The organism is Xanthomonas sp. WHRI 6108 (assembly GCF_040202385.2).
Classification (GTDB): domain Bacteria; phylum Pseudomonadota; class Gammaproteobacteria; order Xanthomonadales; family Xanthomonadaceae; genus Xanthomonas; species Xanthomonas arboricola.
The window spans coordinates 4,470,590-4,495,930 of sequence record NZ_CP168198.1 but is presented as its reverse complement, the minus strand read 5'-3'; the positions used below and the strand labels follow the sequence as shown (position 1 = coordinate 4,495,930).

Annotated in this window: 20 protein-coding genes; 13 read left to right on the top strand and 7 right to left on the bottom strand. The window is 66.7% G+C overall.

The window, feature by feature from the left end; translation table 11 throughout:
• The first annotated feature begins 47 nt into the window (after window positions 1-47).
• The 6 genes from ABQ039_RS18940 (at window position 48) to ABQ039_RS18915 (ending at window position 8,287) form a co-directional block, all read left to right on the top strand.
• Window positions 48-1,358, top strand: coding sequence for a LysR substrate-binding domain-containing protein (locus tag ABQ039_RS18940; protein WP_184434943.1), 1,311 nt, complete (start codon window positions 48-50; stop codon window positions 1,356-1,358).
• 13 nt (window positions 1,359-1,371) lie between these two features.
• Window positions 1,372-2,790, top strand: coding sequence for a cardiolipin synthase (gene cls / locus ABQ039_RS18935; protein WP_039814846.1), 1,419 nt, complete (start codon window positions 1,372-1,374; stop codon window positions 2,788-2,790).
• A 262-nt stretch (window positions 2,791-3,052) separates the two neighbouring features.
• Window positions 3,053-4,447, top strand: coding sequence for an FAD/NAD(P)-binding protein (locus tag ABQ039_RS18930; RefSeq protein ID WP_349778653.1), 1,395 nt, complete (start codon window positions 3,053-3,055; stop codon window positions 4,445-4,447).
• Between the two features lie 333 nt (window positions 4,448-4,780).
• Entirely contained in the window at window positions 4,781-6,967 is a 2,187-nt protein-coding gene (gene uvrD, locus ABQ039_RS18925; RefSeq protein ID WP_026064377.1) for a DNA helicase II, read from the top strand.
• 182 nt (window positions 6,968-7,149) lie between these two features.
• Window positions 7,150-7,731: a sugar O-acetyltransferase gene (locus tag ABQ039_RS18920; RefSeq protein WP_126966205.1), complete on the top strand. Its 582-nt coding sequence runs from the start codon at window positions 7,150-7,152 to the stop codon at window positions 7,729-7,731.
• Window positions 7,732-7,840: 109 nt separating this feature from the next.
• Window positions 7,841-8,287, top strand: a complete 447-nt coding sequence (locus ABQ039_RS18915) for a universal stress protein (protein WP_016902734.1) — start codon at window positions 7,841-7,843, stop codon at window positions 8,285-8,287.
• Window positions 8,288-8,441: 154 nt separating this feature from the next.
• Here ABQ039_RS18915 and tagK read toward each other — a convergent pair whose 3' ends face one another.
• On the bottom strand, window positions 8,442-9,074 hold the full coding sequence (tagK, locus tag ABQ039_RS18910; protein WP_349778654.1) for a transcriptional regulator TagK: 633 nt from the start codon (window positions 9,072-9,074) through the stop codon (window positions 8,442-8,444).
• Between the two features lie 428 nt (window positions 9,075-9,502).
• Here tagK and ABQ039_RS18905 point away from each other — a divergent pair, with 428 nt between their 5' ends.
• Window positions 9,503-10,627: a patatin-like phospholipase family protein gene (locus tag ABQ039_RS18905; protein ID WP_349778655.1), complete on the top strand. Its 1,125-nt coding sequence runs from the start codon at window positions 9,503-9,505 to the stop codon at window positions 10,625-10,627.
• 73 nt (window positions 10,628-10,700) lie between these two features.
• On the opposite strand, the gene ABQ039_RS18900 is transcribed toward ABQ039_RS18905, so the two are convergent.
• Window positions 10,701-10,874 carry a hypothetical protein gene (locus ABQ039_RS18900; protein WP_349778656.1) on the bottom strand — a complete coding sequence of 58 codons (174 nt, stop codon included), beginning with the start codon at window positions 10,872-10,874 and terminating at the stop codon, window positions 10,701-10,703.
• Here ABQ039_RS18900 and ABQ039_RS18895 point away from each other — a divergent pair.
• The 5 genes from ABQ039_RS18895 (at window position 10,867) to ABQ039_RS18875 (ending at window position 15,869) form a co-directional block, all read left to right on the top strand.
• Window positions 10,867-11,292, top strand: a complete 426-nt coding sequence (locus tag ABQ039_RS18895) for a hypothetical protein (protein WP_046345062.1) — start codon at window positions 10,867-10,869, stop codon at window positions 11,290-11,292. The genes ABQ039_RS18900 and ABQ039_RS18895 overlap by 8 nt on opposite strands.
• A 463-nt stretch (window positions 11,293-11,755) precedes the next feature.
• Window positions 11,756-12,283 (top strand): hypothetical protein, encoded by a 528-nt coding sequence (locus tag ABQ039_RS18890; protein WP_104628246.1) that lies wholly within the window; start codon window positions 11,756-11,758, stop codon window positions 12,281-12,283.
• Window positions 12,284-12,542: 259 nt separating this feature from the next.
• Entirely contained in the window at window positions 12,543-12,677 is a 135-nt protein-coding gene (locus ABQ039_RS18885) for a hypothetical protein (RefSeq protein ID WP_349778657.1), read from the top strand.
• Between the two features lie 145 nt (window positions 12,678-12,822).
• A complete protein-coding gene (ecfK, locus tag ABQ039_RS18880; RefSeq protein ID WP_046346102.1) occupies window positions 12,823-13,362 on the top strand; it encodes an ECF-type sigma factor EcfK in 540 nt (179 codons plus the stop codon).
• Window positions 13,341-15,869 (top strand): tetratricopeptide repeat protein, encoded by a 2,529-nt coding sequence (locus ABQ039_RS18875; RefSeq protein WP_349778658.1) that lies wholly within the window; start codon window positions 13,341-13,343, stop codon window positions 15,867-15,869. Before ecfK ends, ABQ039_RS18875 begins: the two co-directional genes overlap by 22 nt.
• 190 nt (window positions 15,870-16,059) lie before the next feature.
• Here ABQ039_RS18875 and ABQ039_RS18870 read toward each other — a convergent pair whose 3' ends face one another.
• Window positions 16,060-16,350, bottom strand: coding sequence for a DUF2782 domain-containing protein (locus ABQ039_RS18870; protein ID WP_026064381.1), 291 nt, complete (start codon window positions 16,348-16,350; stop codon window positions 16,060-16,062).
• 77 nt (window positions 16,351-16,427) lie between these two features.
• Here ABQ039_RS18870 and polA point away from each other — a divergent pair, with 77 nt between their 5' ends.
• Entirely contained in the window at window positions 16,428-19,229 is a 2,802-nt protein-coding gene (gene polA / locus ABQ039_RS18865; protein WP_184611753.1) for a DNA polymerase I, read from the top strand.
• A gap of 428 nt (window positions 19,230-19,657) precedes the next feature.
• Here polA and hemF read toward each other — a convergent pair whose 3' ends face one another.
• The 4 genes from hemF to ABQ039_RS18845 all read right to left on the bottom strand — a co-directional run bounded on the left by hemF (window position 19,658) and on the right by ABQ039_RS18845 (window position 25,120).
• A complete protein-coding gene (hemF, locus tag ABQ039_RS18860; RefSeq protein ID WP_024937543.1) occupies window positions 19,658-20,557 on the bottom strand; it encodes an oxygen-dependent coproporphyrinogen oxidase in 900 nt (299 codons plus the stop codon).
• 600 nt (window positions 20,558-21,157) lie between these two features.
• A complete protein-coding gene (locus ABQ039_RS18855; RefSeq protein ID WP_046345058.1) occupies window positions 21,158-21,736 on the bottom strand; it encodes a hypothetical protein in 579 nt (192 codons plus the stop codon).
• Entirely contained in the window at window positions 21,733-22,449 is a 717-nt protein-coding gene (locus tag ABQ039_RS18850) for a hypothetical protein (RefSeq protein ID WP_184519942.1), read from the bottom strand. Before ABQ039_RS18850 ends, ABQ039_RS18855 begins: the two co-directional genes overlap by 4 nt.
• Before the next feature lie 310 nt (window positions 22,450-22,759).
• Window positions 22,760-25,120 carry a S9 family peptidase gene (locus tag ABQ039_RS18845; RefSeq protein ID WP_184611909.1) on the bottom strand — a complete coding sequence of 787 codons (2,361 nt, stop codon included), beginning with the start codon at window positions 25,118-25,120 and terminating at the stop codon, window positions 22,760-22,762.
• Window positions 25,121-25,341 lie beyond the last annotated feature (221 nt).

Sequence of the window (25,341 nt, the reverse complement as noted above, 5' to 3'; positions counted from 1 at the left end):
CAAGATTCATTTGAGGTATGCATATTGGTTTTGCTTATAGTTAGAGCATGCCGCCGACTCCCGAGCCGAACCTTCGCCATCTTTACGCCCTGGTGGTGGTGCACCGGCTGGGCAGCATCAGCGCGGCCGCGCCGCAGGTGAATCTGTCGCAACCGGCATTGACCCAGGCGGTGGCGCGGCTGGAACAGCAGCTCGGCGTGCGCCTGTTCGAGCGGCATCCGGGCGGCATGGTCGCCACCGAGGCCACGCAGTTGCTGGTGCCGCGCGTCGCGCGGGCGTTGGAGCAACTGGGTCGCGGCATCCGGGTGGCGCGGCGGGCGTTGCGGTTGCCGGCCCGGCCCGGCCTGGAGCGACGGGTCTCGCTGGGGCAACTGCAGGCGCTGGTCGCGGTGGATGTGGCCGGGAGTTATTCGCTGGCGGCGGCGCGCGCCGGGGTCTCGCAACCGGCCATCTACCGCGCGGTGCAGTCGCTGGCCGATGTGATCGAGGTGCCGCTGACGGTGCGCCGCGGCAAGACCATGCAGGCCACGCCGGTGGCCACGCGGCTGCTGCGGCAGGTGCGCCTGGCGCTGGCCGAATTGCGCGCTGGCCTGGACGAAGTGAGCGCGTTGCGCTCGCAGCACGCCGGCCGGATCGCACTGGGAGTGATGCCGCTGGCGCGGGCGATCCTGCTGCCGCAGGTACTGGCGCGGTTTGTGCGCGCGCATCCCGGTGCCAGCGTCAACGTGGTCGAAGGCCCGTATGACGAATTGCTGGCGCATCTGCGCGAGGGCGGGCTGGACCTGCTGATCGGTGCGCTGCGCGAGCCGTTGCCGGTGCGCGATGTGCTGCAGGAGCCGTTGTTCGACGACGAGCCGGTGATCGTGGCGCGCAGTGGGCACCCGCTGGCCGGGCGCGCCTACGCGTTCGCGCAGTTGCTGGAGTACCCCTGGGTGATCGCCACCACCGGCACGCCGGTGCGCGCACGCTGGGAGTGCATGTTTCGCGATCAGGGCGTCGAGCCGCCGGCGCTGCGCATCGAATGCGGCGCGGAGCTGACCATCCGCGGGCTGCTGCTGGAAGGCGACTGGCTCACGCTGATGTCGCGCGACCAGTTCCTGTTCGAGCGCCGCGCCGGCTTGCTGTGCGAGGTCGGCCGCGCCGGGCCGCAGCTGCGCCGCCAGATCGGCATGACGCTGCGCAGCGACTGGCATCCCACCCGCGCGCAGTCCGCATTCGTGCAAACGCTGCGGCAGGTCTGTGCCGAGCGCGTGCAGCCGGCCGATGCGCAGGGCGGGCCGTTTCGCTATTGCGCGCCGATCGACGCGCCCGCCCCGTTGCGTTCACGCACCGGGCGGTCAGAATCGGAGCCTTCTTGAGAACGGATCGCTGATGCTGCCTGACTGGTTGCAAGGGACCTGGCTGTTGGCACTGGACTGGGCGATTCGCCTGGCCGCGCTGTTGTGGATTCCGGCCCGCACCACGCCGGGTGCGGCACGCAGCTGGTTGCTGCTGATCGGCTTCGTGCCGGTGGTCGGCCTGCCGCTGTATCTGCTGTTCGGGCATCCGTGGCTATCGCGGGTGCGGGTGGAACGCCAGGCCACTGCCTCGCAGGTGATCCGCGAACAGCAACTGCCGCTGCATGCCTTGCGCTGGACCCCGCAGGCGGACACCAGCAGCGCCGAGGTGGTGCCGCTGATCGAACGCCAGGGCGACTTCATGCCCACGCTGGGCAATGCGGTGGACTTGTTGGACGACTACACGCAGTCGCTGCAGGCCTTGATCACCGCGATCGACATGGCGGAAAAGCGCGTGCATCTGCTGTATTACCTGATGTTCGACGATGCGGTGGGCGACGCGGTGGTCGCCGCGCTGCTGCGTGCCGGTGCGCGCGGCGTGCGCTGCCGCGTGCTGCTGGATGCGGTGGGCGCCAAGCGCGGTCTGCGCCATTACCGCAAGCAGCTGCAGGCCGGTGGAGTGGACGTGCTGGCGGTGTTGCCCGGCGGCCTGCGCTGGCGCCGCAGCGGGCGCATGGATCTGCGCAACCACCGCAAGATTGCGGTGATCGACAACCAGGTGGGCTTTGTCGGTTCGCAGAACCTGGCCGAGGCCGGGTTCATCGATGGGGTGCCCAATCGCGAGCTGGTGGCGCGCGTGCGCGGGCCGGTGGTCAATCATCTGGAAGCGGTGTTCGCCAGCGACTGGTTCACCGAAACCGGGCAGCGCCTGGACGTATGGCCGGACGCACCGGTGTGCGAGGCCAACATCGCCACGCAGCTGCTCCCCAGCGGGCCGGCGTATCCGTTCGAGAATGCGCGCGATGCGATCAACGCGGTGATCCATCTGGCGCGGCGCAAGGTGGTGCTGGTGACACCGTATTTCGTCCCCGACGAGGCCTTGCTCAGTGCCTTGCGCATTGCCGCGGTGTCGGGCGTGGATGTGCAGCTGATCCTGTCGGAGAGCAACAACCAGATCCTGGCGGCCTGGGCGCAGGAGGCGTATTTCGAGGAGCTGCTGCGCTGCGGGGTCAAGATCGCGCTGTATCGCCCGCACTTCCTGCATGCCAAGCACCTGAGCATGGACGAGGACATCGCACTGGTCGGCTCGATCAACCTGGACATCCGCTCGTTCGCGCTCAATGCCGAGATCGGCATGCTCTGCTACGACCAGGGCGTGGTGCAGCGCCTGCGTGCGATCGAGCAGGATTACCTGGCCAACGCACGCCAGCTGGAGCTGGAGCAGTGGCGCACGCGCCCGGCCTGGCGCCGCAGTCGCGAGGGCATTGCGCGGCTGGCCGATGCGTTGATGTAGTGCGGGCGGGGGCCATGCGCGCGCAGTGCCGGTTGTGGCGCAGCGCGATGCCTGCGGTGGCAGGTGAAGTGGGAGGAGGCGCGTCTGGGGCGGCAAGATCGCGCCGCATGCGAACGCGCCCGCGCTCGAATGGACGCGTCCGGCGACCGCTTTGTTGGACGGGGTGCGTCGCGCTGGCATGTGCGCGCGGGGCTATCCCGCCATCGCGGCGGGCATGGCCGCTGTCATCGGTGCGACGCGACGCATCGCCTACAATTGCCGGATGAATGAATTGCGTGATCCCGGCGATGCAGTGATCGCCATCGTTGGCGGTGGCGCATCCGGGGTGCTGGTGGCGCTGCAGCTGTTGCGTCAGGCCGTGGCACCGGTGCAGATCGTGCTGATCGAGCCGCACCCGGTGCTGGGCGAGGGCGTGGCCTACTCCACCGCGCGTCCCGAACATCTGCTCAATGTGCCCGCCGCGCGGATGAGTGCGCTGATGGAGGCGCCGCAGGATTTCGTCGATTACCTGCGTGCGCACGCCTGCTGCCCGGAGCTGGAAGACGCACGGCTGCCGCAGGCTTTCGTCGGGCGCCGACACTACGCGCCCTACCTGCGCGAACGCCTGCAGGCCGCGCGCGTGCAGAGCCCGGCGACGCTCACCGTGCACAGCGCCCGCGTGCAGACGCTGCAAGCCGATGCCGACGGCGCGCGGTTGCAGCTCGACGATGGGCAGACCCTGCACGCCAGCAGCGTGGTGTTGGCGGTAGGCAATGCGTTGCGGCCGTTGCCGCTGCGCGGGGCCACCGGCCTGTCGGCAACCCAGCGGGTGGAAGCCTGGGATACCGAGGCGGTCGCCGCGTTGCCGCAGGACGCGGCGGTGTGCATCATCGGCTCGGGACTGAGCATGGCCGACACGGTGGTGACGCTGGCCGCGCAGGCGCATCGCGGGGCGGTGCACGTGGTGTCGCGGCATGGGCTGCTGCCGTTGCCGCAGGCGCACTGCGTTGCGGCGGACTTCGATCCGCAGCCGTTGCTGGCGCTGTCGCTGCGTGCGCGCATGCGCAGCTTGCGGCAGCATGCGCGGGTGGCGATGGCGCAAGGCCTGCCCTGGCAGAGCGTGATGGAGCGTGTGCGCCCGCTGAGTCAGGCTCTGTGGCAAACGCTGTCGGCTGCCGACCAACGCCGCTTCCTGCGCCACGTGGTGCGCTATTGGGATGTGCATCGTCACCGCATCGCCGCGCCGGTGCATGCGCAACTGCAGGCGATGCGCGCGCGCGGACAACTGCAGCTGCACCGCGCGCGGCTGGAGGTGGCGTTCCAGGCCGGCGCCTGCGTGCGGCTCAGTGCCGGCGCCAGTGCCGGGCATGCCTTGCAGCTGGATGTGCATACGCTGGTCAACGCCACCGGTGTGGAAATGCGCGTGCAGGCGATGCGCAACCCGCTGCTGCAGCAACTGCTGGGGCAGGGCATTGCGGTGGCCGGGCCGCACGGGATCGGGGTGGATACCGCTGCCGATGGCAGCTTGATCGATGCCGATGGTCGCGCCGATCCCAGGATGCGAGTGATCGGCAGCCTGCGGATCGGGTCGTTGTGGGAGAGCCTGGCAGTGCCGGAGCTGCGTGAGCAGGCAGCGGCGATTGCGCGGGATGTGTTGGGGCTGCCAGGCGGCGATTGATCGGCCAGCCGCGAGATCTGACGGGAGAGGGGCGTTGGTCCCTTCTCCCGCCGGGAGACGCTGGCGCGTAGTGCCGGATGAGGGCGCCTCAGACATCTACCAGTGCCTGCAATGACAAACGCGTCGCCACGCGCCTTCGGAAGTGATGCACCGACGGTTTCGCCCCGTACCCTCACCCCAATCCCTCTGCCGATGGGAGAGGGGCTTACTCCCTTCTCCCACCGGGAGAAGGTGCCCCGCAGGGGCGGATGAGGGTGCGTGCGAAACCCCGCATTCCCAACCGCTTCATCGCAATCTCAGCCGCAGCGACGCCACAACCGGTAAAATACGGCGGTGGATGTCTCTCATTTGCTCGATCATTTAAACCCCGCCCAGCGCGAGGCCGTTTCCGCACCGCCGGGGCACTACCTCGTGCTGGCCGGCGCCGGCTCCGGCAAGACGCGCGTGCTGATCCATCGCATCGCCTGGCTCAACGAAGTCCAGGGCGTGCCCAACCACGGCATCTTCGCGGTGACCTTCACCAACAAGGCCGCCGGCGAAATGCGCCACCGTACCGACCTGCAGCTGCGCAACGGCAGCCGCGGGATGTGGATTGGCACCTTCCATGGGCTGGCGCATCGGTTGTTGCGCCTGCACTGGCAGGATGCGCGGCTGCCGGAAGGCTTCCAGGTCATGGACAGCGACGACCAGCTGCGGCTGGTCAAGCGCGTGGTGCAGGCGCTGGAGCTGGACGAGGGCAAGTATCCGCCTAAGCAGATGAGCTGGTGGATCAACGAGCAGAAGGACGAAGGCCGCCGTCCGCAGCATATCCAGCCCGAGCCCAACGATGACTGGACCGAGGTACGCCGGCAGGTCTACGCCGCCTACCAGGAACGTTGCGACCGCTCCGGCCTGCTGGACTTCGCCGAGTTGCTGTTGCGCGCGCACGAACTGCTGCGCGACACCCCGGCCTTGCTGGCGCATTACCGTGCGCGCTTCCGCGAGATCCTGGTCGACGAATTCCAGGACACCAACGCCATCCAGTACGCCTTCGTGCGCGTGCTGGCCGGTGAAACCGGCCACGTGTTCGTGGTCGGCGACGACGACCAGGCCATCTACGGCTGGCGCGGCGCCAAGGTCGAGAACGTCCAGCGCTTCCTGAAGGATTTCCCCGGCGCGCAGACCGTGCGGCTGGAGCAGAACTACCGCTCCAGCGCCAATATCCTGGGCGCGGCCAATGCGGTCATCGCGCATAACCCGGACCGGATTGGCAAGCAGCTGTGGACCGATTCCGGCGACGGCGATCCGATCGACCTGTATGCGGCCTACAACGAGGTCGACGAGGCGCGCTATGTGGTCGAGCGCGCGCGGCAGTGGGTGCGCGACGGCGGCAGTTATGGCGAAGTGGCGGTGCTGTATCGCAGCAACGCGCAGTCGCGCGCGCTGGAAGAAGCGCTGATTTCCGAGCAGCTGCCGTACCGTGTGTATGGCGGCATGCGCTTCTTCGAGCGTGCCGAAATCAAGGATGCATTGGCGTACCTGCGCCTGCTCACCAACCGCAGCGACGATGCCGCGTTCGAGCGCGCGGTCAACACGCCCACGCGCGGCATCGGCGATCGCACGCTGGATGAAGTGCGCCGCCTGGCACGCGCCAACGCCTTGTCGCTGTGGGAAGCGGCAATGCTGTCCACGCAGGAAAACACCCTGGCCGCCCGCGCCCGCAATGCGCTGGCCACGTTCCTGAGCCTGGTCGGCCAGCTGCATGCCGAAACCGGCGACATGGAACTGGCCGAACGCATCGACCATGTGCTGATGCGCTCGGGCCTGCGCGAGCATTGGGCCAAGGAAAGCCGCAGCGGGCTGGATTCGGAATCGCGTACCGAGAACCTGGACGAACTGGTGTCGGTGGCTTCGCGCTTCACCCGCCCCGACGATGAAGACAGCCAGGGCATGACCGAGCTGGTGGCCTTCCTGGCCTACGCCTCGCTGGAAGCCGGCGAAGGCCAGGCCCAGGCCGGCGAAGAAGGCGTGCAGTTGATGACGCTGCATTCGGCCAAGGGCCTGGAATTCCCCATCGTGTTCCTGGTCGGCCTGGAAGACGGCCTGTTCCCGAGCGCGCGTTCGCTGGAAGAAAGCGGCCGGCTGGAAGAAGAGCGCCGCCTGGCCTATGTGGGCATCACCCGCGCGCGCCAGAAGCTGGTGCTGTGCTACGCCGAATCGCGGCGCATCCACGGCCAGGACAACTACAACGTGCCCTCGCGTTTCCTGCGCGAGATCCCGCGCGAGCTGCTGCACGAGGTGCGCCCGAAAGTGCAGGTCTCACGCACCGCCTCGCTGGGCGCGGCCCGCGGCGGACCGGTGCATGGCGTGGTCGAAGCTGCGCCGATCAAGCTCGGCGCCAATGTCCAACACCCCAAGTTCGGCAGCGGCGTGGTCGTGGACTACGAGGGCGCCGGTGCGCACGCGCGGGTGCAGGTGCAGTTCGACGACGTCGGCGCCAAGTGGCTGGTGATGGCATACGCCAATCTGACGGTGGTGTAGGCCGGCAACCGCGTCGCATCGCCGGGCAATGCGCGGCAGGGATTACGCGCCCGAATCCGGCCGGGGCGGCGTGTTCGTCGCCAACACGCCGCTGGCCAGTATTGGTGCATCGCCCGATGCATTCCCCGCGGCATCCGTGACACCCTTGCGTTCGAATCGAACGTCCAGAGATCCACGGCCCGATGCGCACCGAAAAACACAAGATGCTGGCAGGCGAGCTCTATAACGCTGCCGATGACGAATTGCAGGCCGACCAGGCTGCAGCCGCCGACTGGATGGCGCGCTACAACGCCTGTGCCGCGCAGCCGCCCGCCCAACGGCACGCGCTGCTGGTCGAGCGGTTGGCCGAGGTGGGCGAAGGCGCGGTGATCCGCCCGCCGTTCCACTGCGACTACGGCTACAACATTCGTCTGGGCGCGGGCGTGTTCCTCAACTTCAATTGCGTGATCCTGGATGTCTGCGAGGTCAGCATCGGCGAGGGCACGCAGGTGGGCCCTGCGGTGCAGTTCTATGCCGCCGACCATCCGCGCGACGCGGCAGGCCGCGCCAGCGGGCTGGAGTTCGGGCGGCCGATCCGCATCGGGCGCAACGTGTGGATCGGTGGCGGTGCGATCATCCTGCCGGGCGTGTGCATCGGCGACGGCGCGGTGATCGGCGCCGGTGCGGTGGTCACCCGCGACGTGCCGGCCGGCGCGATCGCGCTGGGCAATCCGGCGCGCGTACGCGCAAGCCGCGACGCTGCCGATGCCGCGCCAACCGACTGAGTGTTGCAGCACGCCGCGTGGCCGCATTGATGCGCATCAATGCGTGTACCGCAGCGCACTGTCAGGCTGAGTGCGCCGGCAGCCAGGCCGGTCATCCAAGGAGGTCACCATGTACAAACGTATCCTGATCGCCATCGATGCATCCGAGTTGTCGCATCGCGGTTTGTTCCAAGGCCTGGAATTGGCCAAGGCCACCGGTGCCAAGGTGGATATCGTCACCGTGTCCGAGCCGTGGGCGATGGGCATGTACGACGCGATGGGCTGGAGCGTGGGCTACGAGGCAAGTCCGGAGTACCGCAAGGAACGCGAAGCTGCCGCAGAGAAGATCCTGCGCCCGGCGCTGGAGCTGGCGGCTGCGGCCAATATCAAGGCCACGTCGCGCCACGTGCTGGACCGCTTCGCCGCCGAAGGTATCGTGCAGACCGCCAAGGAGTGCAACAGCGATCTGATCATCATGACCTCGCACGGCCGCCGTGGCATGCGCCGCATGCTGCTCGGCAGCCAGACGGTGGAGGTGCTGACGCACAGTTCGATCCCGGTGCTGGTGATCCGCTGATCGCCGGATGTTTTGCTGCGCCAGAGCAGATGCAAAGCGTCCTACGTTCCAAGTCGCACAATCTCTCGTAGGAGCGCGCCTGAGCGCGACGGGGCGTTATCGGTAAAGCCTCATCGCGCTCAGGCGCGCTCCTACGCGGATTGCGAATTGGAGGTCAGTTTTCCATTGGTGCCGGCTGTGCAAGACGCCGTAACGCGTCGGTATGCAAGGGAGCGGGGCGCACCGGTGGCAGGCCGGCACGCACCGGCGCGTCGTCCCGGCGTACGTGCTGGTTGAGCTCGCGCAGGAAGCGCCCCACCGGAATGTAGTGTCCGCGGCGTGGCGCATGCGTCGGCGGCGCGGCGCGGCACTGGCGGCGCCAGTGCATCGGCGGCATGCCGAAACGCTGCTGGAAACAGCGTTGGAACTGCCGCTCCGACGCAAAGCCCATCTCATATAGCAGCCAGGTCAGGCTGCACTCCGGGTAGGCTTGCAGGTAAAGGTACGCGGCGTACAGGCGCTGCTCGCGGATATAGCTGGCCACGCCCCCGCGCGACTGGAACAGCCGGTACAACGACGCACGCGACAGCCCGAACGCCTGCTGCAGGGACTCGGTACCGAGCTCGGCCTCGCCGATGTGCTGCTCGATGTAGGCCAGCAGACCGCTCATCAGTGGCGCATGCGCCTGCACCGATGCCGATGCCTGCGGGACGATGGCGCCGTAATAGTTGGTGTTGCTCATGCGGGTGCTGCCTGCGGCCCACTCCCCGGGGCCTGTCATCTGGTCAACCGAGAAAAGCGGCGCCAACCCATCATTGCCTGTCGTGAACCCGGTGCTGCGTCACGCATTGGTGCGATCGACCGCAGTCCAGATCGATCGTCCGGTCCTTTCCTCGCTGCACCGCGACACTGGAAGCGCCTGGCCCGGCCTACGCGTCGGTGTGGTGGCTGATGCGGAGCCAATGGCATCGCATCGAGATCTGGGCTGGCAACGGCCGGCACGGGGTTGCGTGGGGTCGCACTGATTCGCTGCGTCGAACGGACAGGTCCTGCAGCGCGATGCCGGTCGCCAAGCGAATACCGAGGGCACCACGGCCCGACGACCCGCAGCAAAAGCGGCCGCAGATCACATGCTCGATGTCGCGAGACGATTTGTCGGGTGGTGGGCGGAGCCGCTTCTAAGGTGGTGCAACGGTAGACGCAACAGCCGTCGCAATCACTTCCGCACACCTGCGATTGATCCCGACAGCCAACGGTATCGCGCGCTGGACGGGCAGTCGGACAGCTTGTTCTTGGCGCCTTTGCCGCACACGTTTCAAGCCAGTGCCCGCTCTGCAGGAGACTTCAATGTCGTTCAATATCATCAGTTGCGATGGCGGCGGAATTCGCGGCCTGATCACCGCGATCCTCATCCAGGACCTGGATCAACACAGCAGTATCCTCAGCCACGCCAATTGCTTTGCCGGCACTTCCACTGGCGGCCTGCTTGCGCTGGCATTGGTGAAAAACGTCCCGATCGGCACGATCATCGAGATGTACATGACCAAGGGCGCCAGCATTTTCGAACCCAATGGGTGGTTGCTCGATCAACAGGCGCAGGTGCAACGGCAAGGGGTGGATGCGGCACTGGGCAGCGGGCCGGGCTTCTTCAGCAGTCAGTACAAGAATGATGGCTTGATCCAGATCGCAAGCGGTCTCTTGGGTACAACGCAACTTGCACAAGTGCAGCGCCTCGTCGTCGTCAACGCCGCACGCCTGTGGGATGCGAGCAGTGCAAACTGGATGCCTGCCACGTTCTCCAACGGCGCCAACAATGCGTACAGGCAGATCAGCATGGTCGATGCCGCATTGGCGACGTCTGCCGCGCCAACCTACTTCCCGCCTTATCGGATCGCCAACACGAACGAGGATTACGGTTTCTTCGCCGACGGCGGCGTGTTCGCCAACAATCCGGCCATGACCGCAGTGGCCGAGGCCATCGCCAGCGGCCAGGTGACCAACATCGGCGATATCCAGCTGCTGTCGCTTGGAACCGGCAGCAGCCCGCAAGGAATTCCGGCCGCCGCGATCGGTAATCCGCTGGGCTGGGGCGCAACGTCCTGGCTGCATCCCTGGGCCAGCGGCCCGGTCCCGGCCATGCCGTTGCTGAATCTGACCATGGACGCGACGGCCGAGCTTGCAAGCATCCAAGCCGAGCAGGTGCTGGCCGGCAACTTCAGGCGCGCCAATGTCGAGCTGCAACATCCCTACGCACTGGATGACTGGAAGCATGTCGCCGATCTGGCCAGCCAGACCCAGGCTTACCTGCAGACAGATGCCTGGAAACAGACGCGTGACTGGGTCGCCAGCCGCTGGACATAGGGCGGCTAGCGGATCTATGCGCACGCGTGGAGCTTCCGTGCGTGCAGTCGCGTCGGCAGCCCGCTCGCGGGATTCAATCGTTTTGCCCGCAGCCACCAGGCAGCGCGCCGTGCGTGGCGTGCCGGCCCGGCGTTGACCCGGAATCCGGACGCGTTGGCAGCGCCAGCGTCGTCGTTTCCAGGTCGTAGCTGTGTTCCAGCCGGAACACAGTGTGTTGGTTTGCCACCAGGAGAAAAAGAATGAGCATTGCATCGCCACATCTGCAGGATGAATCCGGCATCGAATGGACCGACGCCGTCAGTGACAAGGGCATTCCCTATCAGGTCGGGTTTCGCGGCAGCAACCAGGAGCCGGTGCCAGCCGATGCTGCAGGTGAAGAAGCGAAGAAAGATTTCGGCATTGCGGTTGCTTGGCCGCTGACCGGAAACAACTGGACCGATACCACCGCAGAGGTCAAATCGATTGCTGCGATTCCTCGCTACAGTCTCGGAGCCTACGGCGGAACCTGGGCCTACATCCTGTATTTCAGCAACACCGAGCACTACGACTACTATTTCTACGACAAGACAGGCGATAGCTATCAGGTCAACACCTATCGCAACGGCGATCACTACGTCCGCTACAACTCGAGTGATCCGGCGATTGCCTTTATCAAAGGCAGCTGATTGCCGGACGTCGGCCAGGCGCCGGCCGCAACGCCGCGATTGCGGCCGGCGTCAATGCATCTCGATCCCGGCAAGGACCTGAAATGTTGTCTCGGTGGGCGTGTCCATCTGCTCCCTGATGTCGAGCGAACGTGGCAGAGGTTGGAAGCGGCATGAGTGCAGGCGCCGCCTCAAATGGTGTGCATGCTCTGGCGACATTCACGACTGCGGCGTCCAGCGACTCAGGGTTGTTTGCCACTGCAGGAGCCGCTAGACCGAAACCGGGTGCGTTGTGCGTCAGTCCCACGTCTGTTGCCACCACCCGCGTCACGATGTCCTGGAAACCCGATGAAGAATGCGGAGTTGCGCATCCAGGGTCGCTGCAGGCTGCGTCAATGGTGTGCCAGGGTGCCGGGTGACCGGCAGCCCATGGCGAGAGGCGAGTCGGGGCAGCCTTCCCAGCCCCGAAAAAAGGGCACTTATCATGGCTATCACGATCCTTTCCGCTGTATACGGTACCGGCAATGCAGGAGTCGATGTCACCCAGCTATGCCAGAGTAGCGTCGATACAGGCAATGACGATATCACCGCAAGCAATACCTTCTTCGGGACCGACCCCGATCCGGGCACAGTCAAAAATTTTGCGATTCTTTACAAGAATCCGGCGTTGAACAATGGGAATCCCATTGCGCTCGGTTGTGCGGAAAATGGCCAGATCGATCTGGTGCCTAATCCGCCTACTGCCAGTACGCCCGTTCCGGTGCCTAGCAACCCCAGTTTTACCGTCGTGCGTGCAATGTACGGGACCGGCAACAACGGTTACGACGTCACCTCGATCTGCCAGTGGCTGCTCAACAACGGCGGCACAGCGATCCCGGTGAGCAACGCGACGTTCGGCGGGGACCCAGATCCCAACGTCAAGAAGAGTTTTGCCATCGTCTACACCGCCGTGGGCGGCGGCGCGCAGCAGTTCCGTGCCGGTGCAGAAGGTTCGACATTGAACTTGAGCTAGTCTTTTTTGAGCGGGGATCTACAGAGCTCACATGCCGCACATCAAGCGGACTGTTGGATCCGTGACGGTCCAGTACCTTCTCCCATCAGCGGGGAAGGACTGGAAGGCATGCAGCGCAGGAGACGCTGCCGGAAGAGCGCAATACCGGGTCGTGAGGAGCAAAACCCTGTAGCGCCAGGAGCGATATCGTCAATCCGTATCCGGGCAAGCGCAACAACCCGATGGAAGGCACGCTATCCGCAGCGAACTGGTGGATGCCGTGGCTCTGTGGAAAGGCACGATCTACGGCCCGGCATCCGGCAAGACCGGCAATGCCACGCTCACGCATGGGGCGGATGGCTTCTTGACGGTGGCGGGCTGCGTGGCGTTCTTCCGTCAGGGGCCGACCTGGTAGCCCGCACCGTGGTGGCTGTCCGACCCGGGCGGCCCGACGCGCGTGGTCGGGGGACCAGGCAGGCGAGCTAAACCGTTTGGTTTTGAAGTGCCTGCCCGGTCGCCGATGCGGGATACTGCGCTCCCACGCAGGCGAGATGGACCGGATGTCCGAGCTGCCGATCACCGAGTTGTTGCAGGCCTGGCAGCGCGACGAGCCCGGCGCGGGCGACGCATTGGCGCGGCAGGTCTACGAGGTGCTGCGCGCCACCGCGTTGCGCGAGCTGCGGCGCGATGTGCGTGCTGGCCTGCAGGCGACCGAGGTGGTGCACGAGGCGTGGATGCGGCTGGAGCAGGGCCAGCAGGCGTTTCGCTCGCGCGCGCATTTCTATGCGGTGGCGGCGCTGCAGATGCGCCATTTGCTGGTGGATCTGGCGCGCCACCATGCCAGCGCCAAGCGGCTGGGGCAGGCAGTGACCTTGACGATCAGCCTGTCCGACGGTACGCCACGGCCGGAGGCCTTGATGGTGGTCGCCGATGCCTTCGACAAGCTGGCGCGCGTGGACGAGCGCAAGGCCAAGGCCTTCGCGCTGACCGAGCTGGTGGGTTTCAGCGTGGCCGAGGCGGCCGAGCAACTGGAGGTGTCGGTGCCGACGCTGGAGCGCGATCTGCGCTTCGCGCGCGTATGGCTGGCGGCGCAGCTGTGAGCGGCGCCGCCACCTCCTGGCAGCGCTTGGAGGCCTTGTTCCATCAGGCCTGTCAGCTGCCGGTAGAGGCGCGCGAGGCATTCGCGCGTGCGCAGGCCGGCGACGATGCGGTCCTGCGCGATGAGTTGCTGGCGATGCTGGCGGTGGAATCGCAGGCCACGCTGCGCGTGCGTGCGCCGTTGCAACAGGCCGCCGCGGCACTGCGCGCGCCGCTGCCGGAACTGCCGGCCGGCACGCGCTTTGGTGCCTGGGCGATCGACCGCCTGATCGGCGCCGGCGGCATGGGCCAGGTCTATCTGGGCCATCGCGCCGACGGTGCCTACGAGCGCGAGGTGGCGATCAAGCTGGTGGCCGCCGAAGCCCTGGATGCGCAGGGCCGCGCCTTGTTCGAATTCGAATGCCGGCTGCTGGCGCAGATGGTGCACCCGGCGATCGCGCAGATCCACGACGTGGGCACCGATGCGCACGGCCGTCCGTATCTGGTGATGGAGTATCTGCGCGGCGAGCCGATCACTTGGTGGTGCGATGCGCAGCTGCTGTCGCTGCAGGCGCGCGTGCTGCTGATGCTGCGGGTGGGCGAGGCGGTGCAGCACGCGCACCAGAAAGGCGTGATCCATCGCGATCTCAAACCGAGCAACGTGCTGGTCAGCGCGGTCGACGGGCGGCCGATGCCGGGCGTGATCGATTTCGGCATCGCCGTCGATGCGTCCAACCCCGGCATGACCTCAGCGCATGGCCGTGGCACGCCCGGCTACATGAGCCCGGAACAGGCGCGCGGCGCGCCGGAGGTGGACGCACGCAGCGACATCTATGCGCTGGGCGCGATGTTCTACGAACTGAGTTGCGGGCTGGCCCCGGTGGCAGACCGCGACGGCGTGCCGCAGCCGCCATCGCAGCGGGTGGCTGCAGTGCCGGCCGATGCGCGCGCGCGGATCTGCGCGGCCCGTTCGACCACCCACGGCAAGCTGCAGGATCAGCTGCGCGATGGCCTGGATGCGATCGTGCTGCGCGCGCTGGCGCCGGAGCCGGGCGCGCGCTATGCGTCGGTGTCGGCCTTGCTGGAGGATCTGCACCGTTGGCTGGATGGTTATCCGCCAGGCGCGTCGCAGGCCGGCGGCTGGTTGCGGCTACGCAAGTTCACCCAGCGCCATCGCAGCGGCGTGCTGGCTGCTGCACTTGTTTCGATCGCGCTGGTTGCCGGCCTGGGTGCAACACTGTGGTCGCTGCAACACGCTGCGCGCGATGCGCAGCGCGCGCAGGTCACCGGCGACTTCATGGGTTCGGTGCTGTCCAGCGTGGACCCGGGCATTGCGCAGGATCTGGACAAGACGCTGATGCTGCGTGTGCTGCAGCAGGCCTCGCAGCGTGCCGCGCGTGAGTTGGCCGAGCAGCCGGATGCTCGTACGCACGTGGAGCTGACCCTGGGCCGCACGCTGATCGCGCTGGGCGACTATCCGCAGGCGGTGCTGCATCTGCGCATCGCCCAGACCTTGGCGCGGCAGCACATGGGCGCGGCCAGCGTGCCGGCCCTGAAAGCGGCCTCGATGCTTGGCCAGGCGCTGACCGGCGCCGGCAAGGCCAGCGAGTCCGAGCATGTGCTGCGCCAGAGCATCGCGCTGGCGGCAGGCGGCGATGCAGAACAGCAGGCGCTGGGCAACGAGATGCGCGCGCGGCTGGCATGGGCGTTGCGCGACCAGGGCCGCATGGCCGATGCCATGGCAGAGGGCCGGCATGCCTATGTCGCCGCGCTGGCCAACGGCGCCAGCACCGCCGATCAACGCATCGATGCCGGCAATGTCTATGCCGGCCTGCTGGCCGACGTCGGCCAGCTGCTGCCGGCAATCGCCCTGCAGCGCAGCCTGCTGCGCGAGCGTATCGCCATGCGCGGGCCGGAGCACCCGCTGGTGCTGTCGATGCGCAACAGCCTGGCGGTGTTCCTGCTGATGCAACGCGACTTTGCCGCTGCCGAAACCGAACTGGCCTCGTTGCTGCGCCTCACCCGCAAGCTCTACGGCGACAACGCCGCCGACACCTTGATGGTGGAAAGCAACCTGGCGCACGCATTGCGGCAGCAGGGCAAGCTGGCCGACGCCGGCCCGCATTACCGCGCCGTCCTGGAGCGCGCGCGCACCCTGTTCGGCGACGATGCGCCGGCCACCATCGGCTATCGCAGCAACCATGCGTTCTGGCTATTGGACAACGGCCAGCTGGATGCCTCGCTGGCCGAACAGCGCGCGTCGCTGGCGTCGTCCATGCGGATACTGGGCCGTGCGCATCCACAGACCGCCGAGATCCTGCGCGGCCTGTCCGAAGCCGAGCGCAGGCTCGGCCAGCTGGCCGCCGCGCGTGACCACGCACAGCAGGCATTGCAGATTCTGACCGGCATCTATGGCGATGCCGAGCAACCCTTGCGCGCCGCACGCCAAACCTTGGCACTGGTCGCCCCGGCCAAGGCGCTTGCCGCAACCTCCAGCGCAGAAACCACGACGTCGGTGGCGCAACGCTGAGATGGAGTATCGGGCCGGCCAAGCGCCGCCGGCCGTCTGCTGCCGCAGGGCGACAGCACAGGCAATCCCTGTCGCCATGCGGCGGCGTACCGAAACCGGCGGGCCATCGCGCCCGGCACTAGGCTGATGTCACCGAAACCAGCGCCGCAAGACCCGCGAGGCTTACGCTCTACGATTCCCGATTCCCGAATCACCAGCTATACAGCTTCCAATACACCTTATTGACCTTGTCCTTCTCCGCATCGGTATGCCCGTCGTGATCGCGGTCGTACAGGAAGTAGGGCGCACCGCGGGCAGGCGTCACCCGCACCATTTCCAGCTGGCCGTTGACCCGGTACTCGTCGACCTTGTCGCCGTTGCCCATGGTCTTGCTGGTGACATCGGCACCGGCGGGGATACCGTCGCCGGCAGTACCGCCGGAGGTGGTGGCGCAGCCGCCGAGCAGCAGTAACGGCAGCAGCAAAAGACTCGCTCTCTTCATCGTCGTCATCCGTTCTAGGTCGTCGGCAAGTATGCGCCGGCACGGTGTGGCGTGAGCGTGCAGCGTAGAATTGGCGCATGAGCAGATTAGTCCTGATCGACGGGTCCAGTTACCTGTACCGCGCGTTCCACGCGCTTCCGCCGCTGACCAATGCCCAGGGCGAGCCCACCGGTGCCTTGTTCGGCGTGGTCAACATGCTGCGCGCCACCCTGAAGGAACGCCCGGCCTATGTCGCGTTCGTGGTGGATGCGCCGGGCAAGACCTTCCGTGACGATCTGTATGCCGACTACAAGGCCAATCGTCCGTCGATGCCCGACGACCTGCGCGCGCAGGTGCAGCCGATGTGCGACATCGTGCATGCACTGGGCATCGACATCCTGCGCATCGACGGCGTGGAAGCCGACGATGTGATCGGCACGCTGGCCCTGCAGGCCGCCGCCGACGGCCTGAGCGTGACCATCTCCACCGGCGACAAGGACTTTGCCCAGCTGGTCCGCCCGGGCATCGAACTGGTCAACACCATGAGCGGCAGCCGCATGGATTCGGACGAGGCGGTGATCGCCAAGTTCGGCGTGCGCCCCGACCAGATCGTCGACCTGCTGGCGCTGATGGGCGACACCGTGGACAACGTGCCCGGCGTGGAGAAGTGCGGCCCCAAGACCGCCGCCAAATGGCTGGCCGAATACGACTCGCTCGATGGGGTGATCGCCAACGCCGACAAGATCAAGGGCAAGATCGGCGACAACCTGCGCGCCGCATTGCCACGGCTGCCGCTCAACCGCGAACTGGTCACCATCAAGACCGACGTGACCCTGGCCAGCGGCCCGCGCGCGCTGGACCTGCGCGAGCCCAACGCCGAAACGCTGGCGGTGCTGTACGCACGCTACGGCTTCACCCAGGCGCTGCGCGAACTCGGCGGTGCAGCCGCCCAGGCCGGCCTGCTGACCGAGCCGGTGCCGTTGGGAGCCGCCGCTGCCAACGCCCGCACCGAACCCGGCCGCGCGCGCGGCACCGGCTTCGTGTCCGGCCCGGTCAGCGCCCCGGTGGACGTGGACCCTGCGCTCTCGGCGCCCGGCCAGTACGAGACCATCCTGACCCAGGAACAGCTCGACAGCTGGATCGCGCGCCTGCGCGCCGCCGGCCAGTTCGCCTTCGATACCGAAACCGACAGCCTGGACCCGCTGCAGGCCGACCTGATCGGCCTGAGCGTGGCCGCCGAGCCCGGCCAGGCGGCGTATCTGCCGTTCGGCCACAACTTCCCCGGCGCCCCGGCCCAGCTCGACCGTGCCCAGGCGCTGGCGCAGCTGGCGCCGTTGCTCACCGACCCTGCGGTGCGCAAGCTCGGCCAGCACGGCAAGTACGACCTGCACGTGATGCGCCGCCACGGCATCGCCCTGGCCGGCTACAGCGACGACACCCTGCTGGAGAGCTTCGTGCTCAATTCCGGCAGCGCCCGCCATGATATGGACAGCCTAGCCAAGCGCTATCTGGGCTACGACACGGTCAAGTACGAGGACGTCTGCGGCAAGGGCGCCAAGCAGATCCCGTTCGCCCAGATCAGCCTGGACGACGCCACCCGCTACGCCGCCGAAGATGCCGACATCACCCTGCGCCTGCACCAGGTGCTCGGCCCCAGGCTGGCCGCCGAGCCGGGCCTGGAGCAGGTCTACCGCGACATCGAGATGCCGCTGGTGGAGGTGCTGGCACGCATCGAAGCCAACGGCGTGTGCGTGGACGCGGCCGAACTGCGCCGCCAGAGCGCGGACCTGTCCAAGCGCATGCTCGCCGCCCAGCAGAAGGCCACCGAGCTGGCCGGGCGCAGCTTCAACCTGGATTCGCCCAAACAGCTGCAGGCGCTGCTGTTCGACGAGCTCAAGCTGCCCGCCGTGGTCAAGACGCCCAAGGGCCAGCCTTCGACCAACGAAGAGGCGCTGGAAGCCATCGCCGACCAGCACGAGCTGCCGCGGGTGATCCTGGAATACCGCGGCCTGACCAAGCTGCGCAGCACTTACACCGACAAGCTGCCGGAAATGATCCACCCGCAGTCCGGGCGCGTGCACACCAGCTACCACCAGGCCGGCGCGGCCACCGGGCGGCTGTCCTCGTCCGATCCCAACCTGCAGAACATCCCGATCCGCACCGAAGACGGCCGCCGCATCCGCCGCGCCTTCGTCGCCCCGGCCGGGCGCAAGCTGATCGCCTGCGATTACTCGCAGATCGAGCTGCGCATCATGGCGCACCTGTCCGGCGACCCCGGCCTGGTCGGTGCGTTCGAGTCCGGCGCCGACGTGCACCGCGCCACCGCCGCCGAGGTGTTCGGCCGCACCATCGACACCGTCAGCGCTGACGAGCGCCGCGCCGCCAAGGCGATCAACTTCGGCCTGATGTACGGCATGAGCGCGTTTGGTCTTGCCCGGCAGCTCGGCATCGGCCGCGGCGAGGCGCAGGACTACATCGCGCTGTACTTCAGCCGTTACCCGGGCGTACGCGACTTCATGGAAACCACCCGTCAGCAGGCACGTGACAAGGGCTACGTGGAGACGGTGTTCGGCCGCCGGCTGTATCTGGACTTCATCAACGCCGGCAGCCAGGGCCAGCGTGCCGGCGCCGAGCGCGCCGCCATCAACGCACCGATGCAGGGCACCGCGGCCGACATCATCAAGCGCGCCATGGTCAGCGTGGACGGCTGGATCGCCGACCACGCCGAGCGCGCGCTGATGATCCTGCAGGTGCACGACGAACTGGTATTCGAAGCCGAGACCGATTTCGTCGACACGCTGCTGAGCGAAGTGACCACGCGCATGTCGGCCGCGGCCGAATTACGCGTGCCGCTGGTGGTCGATTCCGGCGTTGGCGATAACTGGGATGAGGCGCACTGACGCAGCAGATAAGGCAGATATGCTGAATGCGCAGACCAGACATAATACGAATCGAGCCTGCGCCGATGGAATGAATAACCGCTAAATTCTACATATTTTTAACAGTTATCTTCACGATCCATCAATGTAGAAAATGGTGTTATATCCCTCGACGGGCGCAACGCCTGTCGGCAGATCTCTCCCATCCCCTGGAGCAGATCTCGGAGCGGAAACTACTCCCCAAGTTTCCGTTCCCTGGCCCCGCCGACCTCCCCCTGGTCTGCGGGGCTTTTTATTTCCGGCCTGCAATTATTTTGCTACGCAACATAACCGGTTCATCGTGTTGCATGCTTCACCGGCGTCGCTGGAAATCACAAATTTAAATGGGTTGAATTAACTCAATCGATCAACACAGCGTTTCATTAGCGCTGCGTTTTTTAATTGACGATTCAACCGAGCCAGTCGCGCGGGACCAGATAGTCCATCAGCCGCGCCTCGGCGCTGCCCGGTTCTGGCGTAAAGCCGTATTCCCAGCGCACCCGTGGGGGCAGGCTCATCAGGATGCTTTCGGCCCGCCCGCCACTTTGCAGGCCGAACAAGGTGCCGCGGTCGTAGACCAGGTTGAATTCCACGTAGCGGCCGCGGCGGTAGAGCTGGAACTCGCGCTCACGCTCGCCGTAGGGCGTGTCCTTGCGGCGCTCGACGATCGGCAGGTAGGCATCCAGGAAGCCGTCGCCAACCGCGCGCTGGTAGGCGAAGTCGCGTTCGAAATCCTGCCCCAGGTCGTCGAAGAACAGCCCGCCCACGCCACGCGTCTCGTTGCGGTGACGCAGGAAGAAGTACTCGTCGCACCAGCGCTTGTGCGCGGCATAGCGCTCCTCGCCGAATGGCGCGCACAGTGCCTGCGCGGTGCGGTGCCAGTGCAGCACGTCCTCGTCCACCGGATAGAACGGGGTCAGATCGAAGCCGCCACCGAACCAGGCCGCCACCACCTCGCCATCGCGCTCGGCACGGAAGTAGCGCACATTGGCGTGGGTGGTGGGGATGTGCGGGTTGTGCGGGTGGAACACCAGCGACACGCCGCAGGCGCGCCACGTCGCCCCTGCCAGTTCTGGCCGGTGCGCACTGGCCGAAGGCGGCAGGCGCGAGCCGGACACGTCCGAAAACCCGATGCCGGCCTGCTCGAACACCGCGCCATCGCGCAGGATGCGGGTGCGCCCGCCACCGCCCTCCTCGCGCTGCCACAGGTCTTCGGCAAAACGCGCGCTGCCATCGATGGCTTCCACGGCAGCGCAGATACGGTCCTGCAGGCCGGTCAAATAATCGCGTACACGGTCGAATTCGTTCATGCCACGATTCTAAGCGGTGCATCGCGCTTCATGCAGTCGGGCAAACGCGCCCGTTTGTCGCAGGGCGAGGCGCTGCGGTGTGTAGGCAACGGGTGCTTGGCCAGCCGGGCTTTACCGGGTCGTCCCACGCCAGGATTCATATGCCGGCTGTTTTCTAGTTGGGACCGGGCAGTGTGGGCGAGGCAGAAGCAGCAGAAGCGGAAGAGGAAGCAGAAGCAGAAGCAGAAGCAGAAGCAGGGCATGCGATCGGCGGTCTGGCTGCACGGCCCTTGCCCGCCCACCCTCGCAGGACACGCCGCAAGTACGTCCGTGTAGGCTCTTACGCGGCATCCATGCCGCGTAAGGTCCCGCGACGGTGGGCGGACAAGGACCCGTCGAGATGGTGGGTGTGCATGGTTTCGACAGAGCAACCGGTAACCGGTGTGGTGTCCTTACCGGTTCCGGGACCCTCGGCGGCATGGATGCTGCCAGAAAGCCTCCACAGACGGATTCACGGCGTGTTCCGGAAGTGCTGAGGGCATGCGCCCTCGACTCACCGGGCTTGTGATTCAAGCCTCGTGCCGTGTCTAACCGTCGCCACGGCTCGACGTCTAGATTCCCTCATGCGTTGCGCCCGCGCGAGGCGGCAAATTCGGCGCGCACTGCGGGCGTGCACAACCGCCATGCCAGTGCTGCGTGGAGACAGCCGATTGCCAGCACGCCCAGGCCTGTCAGCAGCAACGCCGCCTGGCGGGTTGCCTGCAGGCGCGCCTGCAGCTGCGGCCACTCGGGGCTGTGCACGACATCGGCAGGCAGCATTGCCTGCACGCCCTCGAACAGCGGCCCGATCAACGCCAGGCCACCGACATTGAGCAGTGCGGTCACCAGCAACACCGCCACGAACCCGACCCGCGCCCACTCGCGTCGCTGCAGCAAGGCCCAGCTCAACCATGCAAATGCCACCGACAGCACCACGCCTACGACGGACAATGACAACCCATGATCGATCAACCACTGCAACGAGGTGGGCAGGCTGATCCCTTCGGGCAAGCCCAGCGCCGCCGCGTCGGGCATCAGTACGATCATCGCGATCTGCAGCAGGTTGGACATCGCACTGACGACACCCAGCAGCAGGGACACCCACGCCAGCGGCGTGACGAAGCCGCCGCGCGGTCGAGGGCGCGGTGTCGGCGCGCTCATTGCAGCGCTGCGATATGGGCGGCCACGGCGGCCTGGCCAGCCGGATCCAGGGCCGGCTGCAGTTGCGCGTACCAACCGGGCAGCGCGTCGGCCGGCAGGCACTGGCGCAACAACGGTGTGCTGCGCTCCAGGAAGGCTTCGAAGAAGGGCAGCCCGCGCACGTAGAGGAAGTGGCTGTCGGTGATCGACATGCCGGCGTAGGCCTCGCGCAACCACTCCAGATGCGGCAACGCGTGCGCGCCGTGGCCGGCGCGGGTCAGCGCGGTGAGGAAACTGGTGCGCGCGGTGGCCGGCGAGGTGGAGCGCTCCTGCGCATTCAGATCGTCGAAGGTCAGCAACCACTGTTCGCCACGATCGATCTCGTTGCACATCACCGAGGTGGTCGCCAACTGCAATGCGTTGTGCGCGGTGGGCTCCAGTTCGTACAGCGCCAGCCAGTGCGGGTACGCCTCGCGATAGCGGTCCAGCGCGCTCAATGCCAGTGCGCAAAGACGTTGCGCGTCGGCACCCAGGTGCAGCTGCGCTTGCGCAGCGTTGTAGGCGCCCAGCTGATCGCCGCGCTGGAACAGGCTCAGTGCGGACTGCAGTGCCGGGTCGATCTGGACCTCGGTATCGGTGTCATCGGCTGCAGCTGCCGGCGCTGCGGTCGGTTCGGCTCGGGGCGTCTTCGCCACCGGGGTCTTGCGTCCAAACAAACGGTCCCACAGGCCCATCGCGATTACCTTCTGCGCGCCGCGAATCGGAAACCGCTGCGGTGCCGGCGGCGCTCCGGTCGGGCGGCGGGCCGGCAAAGGGGAGCGCAATGCGCCAGCGGTCTGCCGATCCTGCGCCAAGCTTAGGGCCAGTTGCGTACGTGCAGGTGAGTGCCGCGCAGGGTGACGCATGGCGATGGCTAACGTGGCAGCGCACCACGCGTGCAACCTGGGCGATCTGTCGCTTGCTGCAGCATGGGGATGCCGGCGCTACGCGCGATGTCATCGACCGGGCGATGCAGCACGCATCGCCCGGCCGCAGCGGCATGGCTTACGGCTTCACCTGCTCATTGAACAGCTTGAGGATGCGCTTGTATTCGTCCAGCCACGAATCGGCACGCGTAAAGCCGTGGCGTTCCAGCGGATACGGCGCCACCTGCCAGTTGTCCTTGTGCAGCTCCATCAACTTCTGGGTCATGTCGACCGAGTCCTTGAAGAACACGTTGTCGTCGATCATGCCGTGCGCGATCAGCAGATGGTCGCGCAGTCCGTCGGCGTAGTTGATCGGCGATGAGGTCTTATAGGCCTCGGGATCGAGCTCGGGCGTGTTGAGGATGTTGGAGGTGTACTCGTGGTTGTACTGCATCCAGTCGCCGACCGGACGCAGCGCCGCGCCGGCCTTGAAGGTGCCGGGGCTGCGGAACAGCGCCATGTAGGTCATGAAGCCGCCGTACGAGCCGCCGTAGATGCCCGCACGCGCGCGGTCGCCCTGCTTCTGCGTCACCAGCCACTCCAGCCCGTCCAGATAGTCTTCCAGCTCCGGGTGGCCCATGTTGCGGTAGATCGCGGTGCGCCAGTCGCGGCCGTAGCCTTCCGAGGCGCGGTAGTCCAGGTCCAGCACGATGTAGCCCTGCTGCACCAGCAGGTTGTGGAACATCTGCTCGCGGAAATACGGCGTGTAGCGCTGCGAGACGTTCTGCAGATAGCCCGCGCCGTGCACGAACATCACGATCGGATACTGCTTGCCGGGCTCGGGGTTCTGCGGCCCGTAGTACTTGCCCCAGACCGTGCCGGCGCCATGCCTGGACGGTACCTGCACATACTGCGGTGCGATCCACGGCTGCGCCTTGAAGGCGGGCGTGCGGGTGTCGGTCAGCAGCGTGGCCTGGCCGCCTGCGGCCGGCACCACCGCCAGCTGCGGTGGCAGGTAGCTGCCTGAGTAACGCACCAGCAGTTGCTGCCCGTTCGGCGACAGGCTGAAGCCTTCCACGCCATTCAACGCAGTGACTTCGCTGAGCTGGTCGCTGCGCAGATCCAGCTTGCACACCTCGTAATCGCCCGGCCATTTCTGGTTGCACAGGAAGAACATGCTGCTGCCGTCGGCACTGGGCACCGGCATCGACACTTCCCACTTGCCGCGCGTGCGCTGGCGTGGCTTGCCGTTGCCTTCCACCGTGTACAGCTGCGAATAGCCGGATTCTTCCGACAGCAGCCACAGCGTGCGGTTGTCGGGCAGCCAGCCGAAATCGTTGAAGTCCCAGTTGATCCAGGCGCTGTCGCTCAGGCGGTGCCGCGGCTGCAACGTGGCGTTGGCCAGGTCCACGCTGGCGATCCAGCGGTCCTTGTTGTCCACCGCGCGAATCTCCACCGCCACGTTGCGCCCGTCGTCACTCCAGTGCACCGCCGGCCCGCTGCCGTCGCCGTCGCTTTCCACACGGACGGCGCGGTTGCCCTTGAGCGCGTCGCGCTTGGCGGCCTTGCGCAGCGCGGCCAGCGGGTCGGTGGCGATACCCGGCAGGGTGTCGAAGGACAGCGGCCTTGCAGTGCCGGCGCTGACATCGACCAGCCACAGCGCATGCGCCACCGGTGCGTTGCGACCAACGCGGGTGCGCACTTCCTGGAATTCCTCGTAACCGGATTCGGTCACGTACTTGGGCATCTTGCCGGCCTGGCCCTCTTCGGCACCCTTGGCCTGGGTGACCACCAGCAGGTGGCGGCCGTCCGGCGACAACGCGCTGTCGACGATCTCCACCTCATCGCCCAGGTACACCGGCGCTGCCGCACGCGTGGCATCGGCGCGGCGCCAGGCGTCTTCCTGGGTGCGTAACGCATCGCGCTGCTCACGGTCGCGCCGCAGCGTGGCCAGCGTGGCCAGCTGCTGCTCGCGCAACACATCGGCCTTGGGCGCAGCGTTGGGATCGCGCTCGGCCTTGACCACTGCAACCTGCGCCGTGCCGCCGTCGGCGCGCCAGTGGTACCAGTTGTTGCCCGCGCGCCAGATCGCGCCGCCATCGCTGGCAAATTGCGGCCGCGATTCGACCTCGTTGCTGCGGGTCAGCTGGGTCAGTGCGCCGGAACGCAAATCGCGCAGGAAGATGTCGCCATTGCGCGCGAACAGCATGCGCTGGCGGGTCGCGTCGTAGCTCGGGTTATCCGCATCCAGGCCGGCGCGTGCGTTGTCGGCCACGCGTTCGGCGCTGCCGCCGCCGGCGCCCTGGCGATAGGTGTCTCGCACCGGGGAACCGTTACGTTTGAGCAGGTATTGCACCTGTTTGCCGTCCCACTGCCACCAGGCCTGATCCACCGACGGCCCGATCCAGTCCGGATCGGCCATCACCTGTTCGATGGTGAGCGGTGTAACGGATTGCGCATGCGCGGTGACAGCCAGCAACAACAAGGACAGCGGCAACAATCTGGGCATCGGTAACAACTGGACGCAACGAGGAGCGGACAAGCCTAGCAGCTCGCTTCCGCCGGGGGCTTGGGCCACAGGTCATGTGCGCGGTGGGGCGAGTGCGTCATCGAACAGGCAAGGCATGGACGAGTGGCGGACGCGACCACAAGCGGTTATGCGCGCGTTGGCTCGCACGGGCGTACGCGCTTGACGGCCAATGCACTCCAGCTGCAATGAGT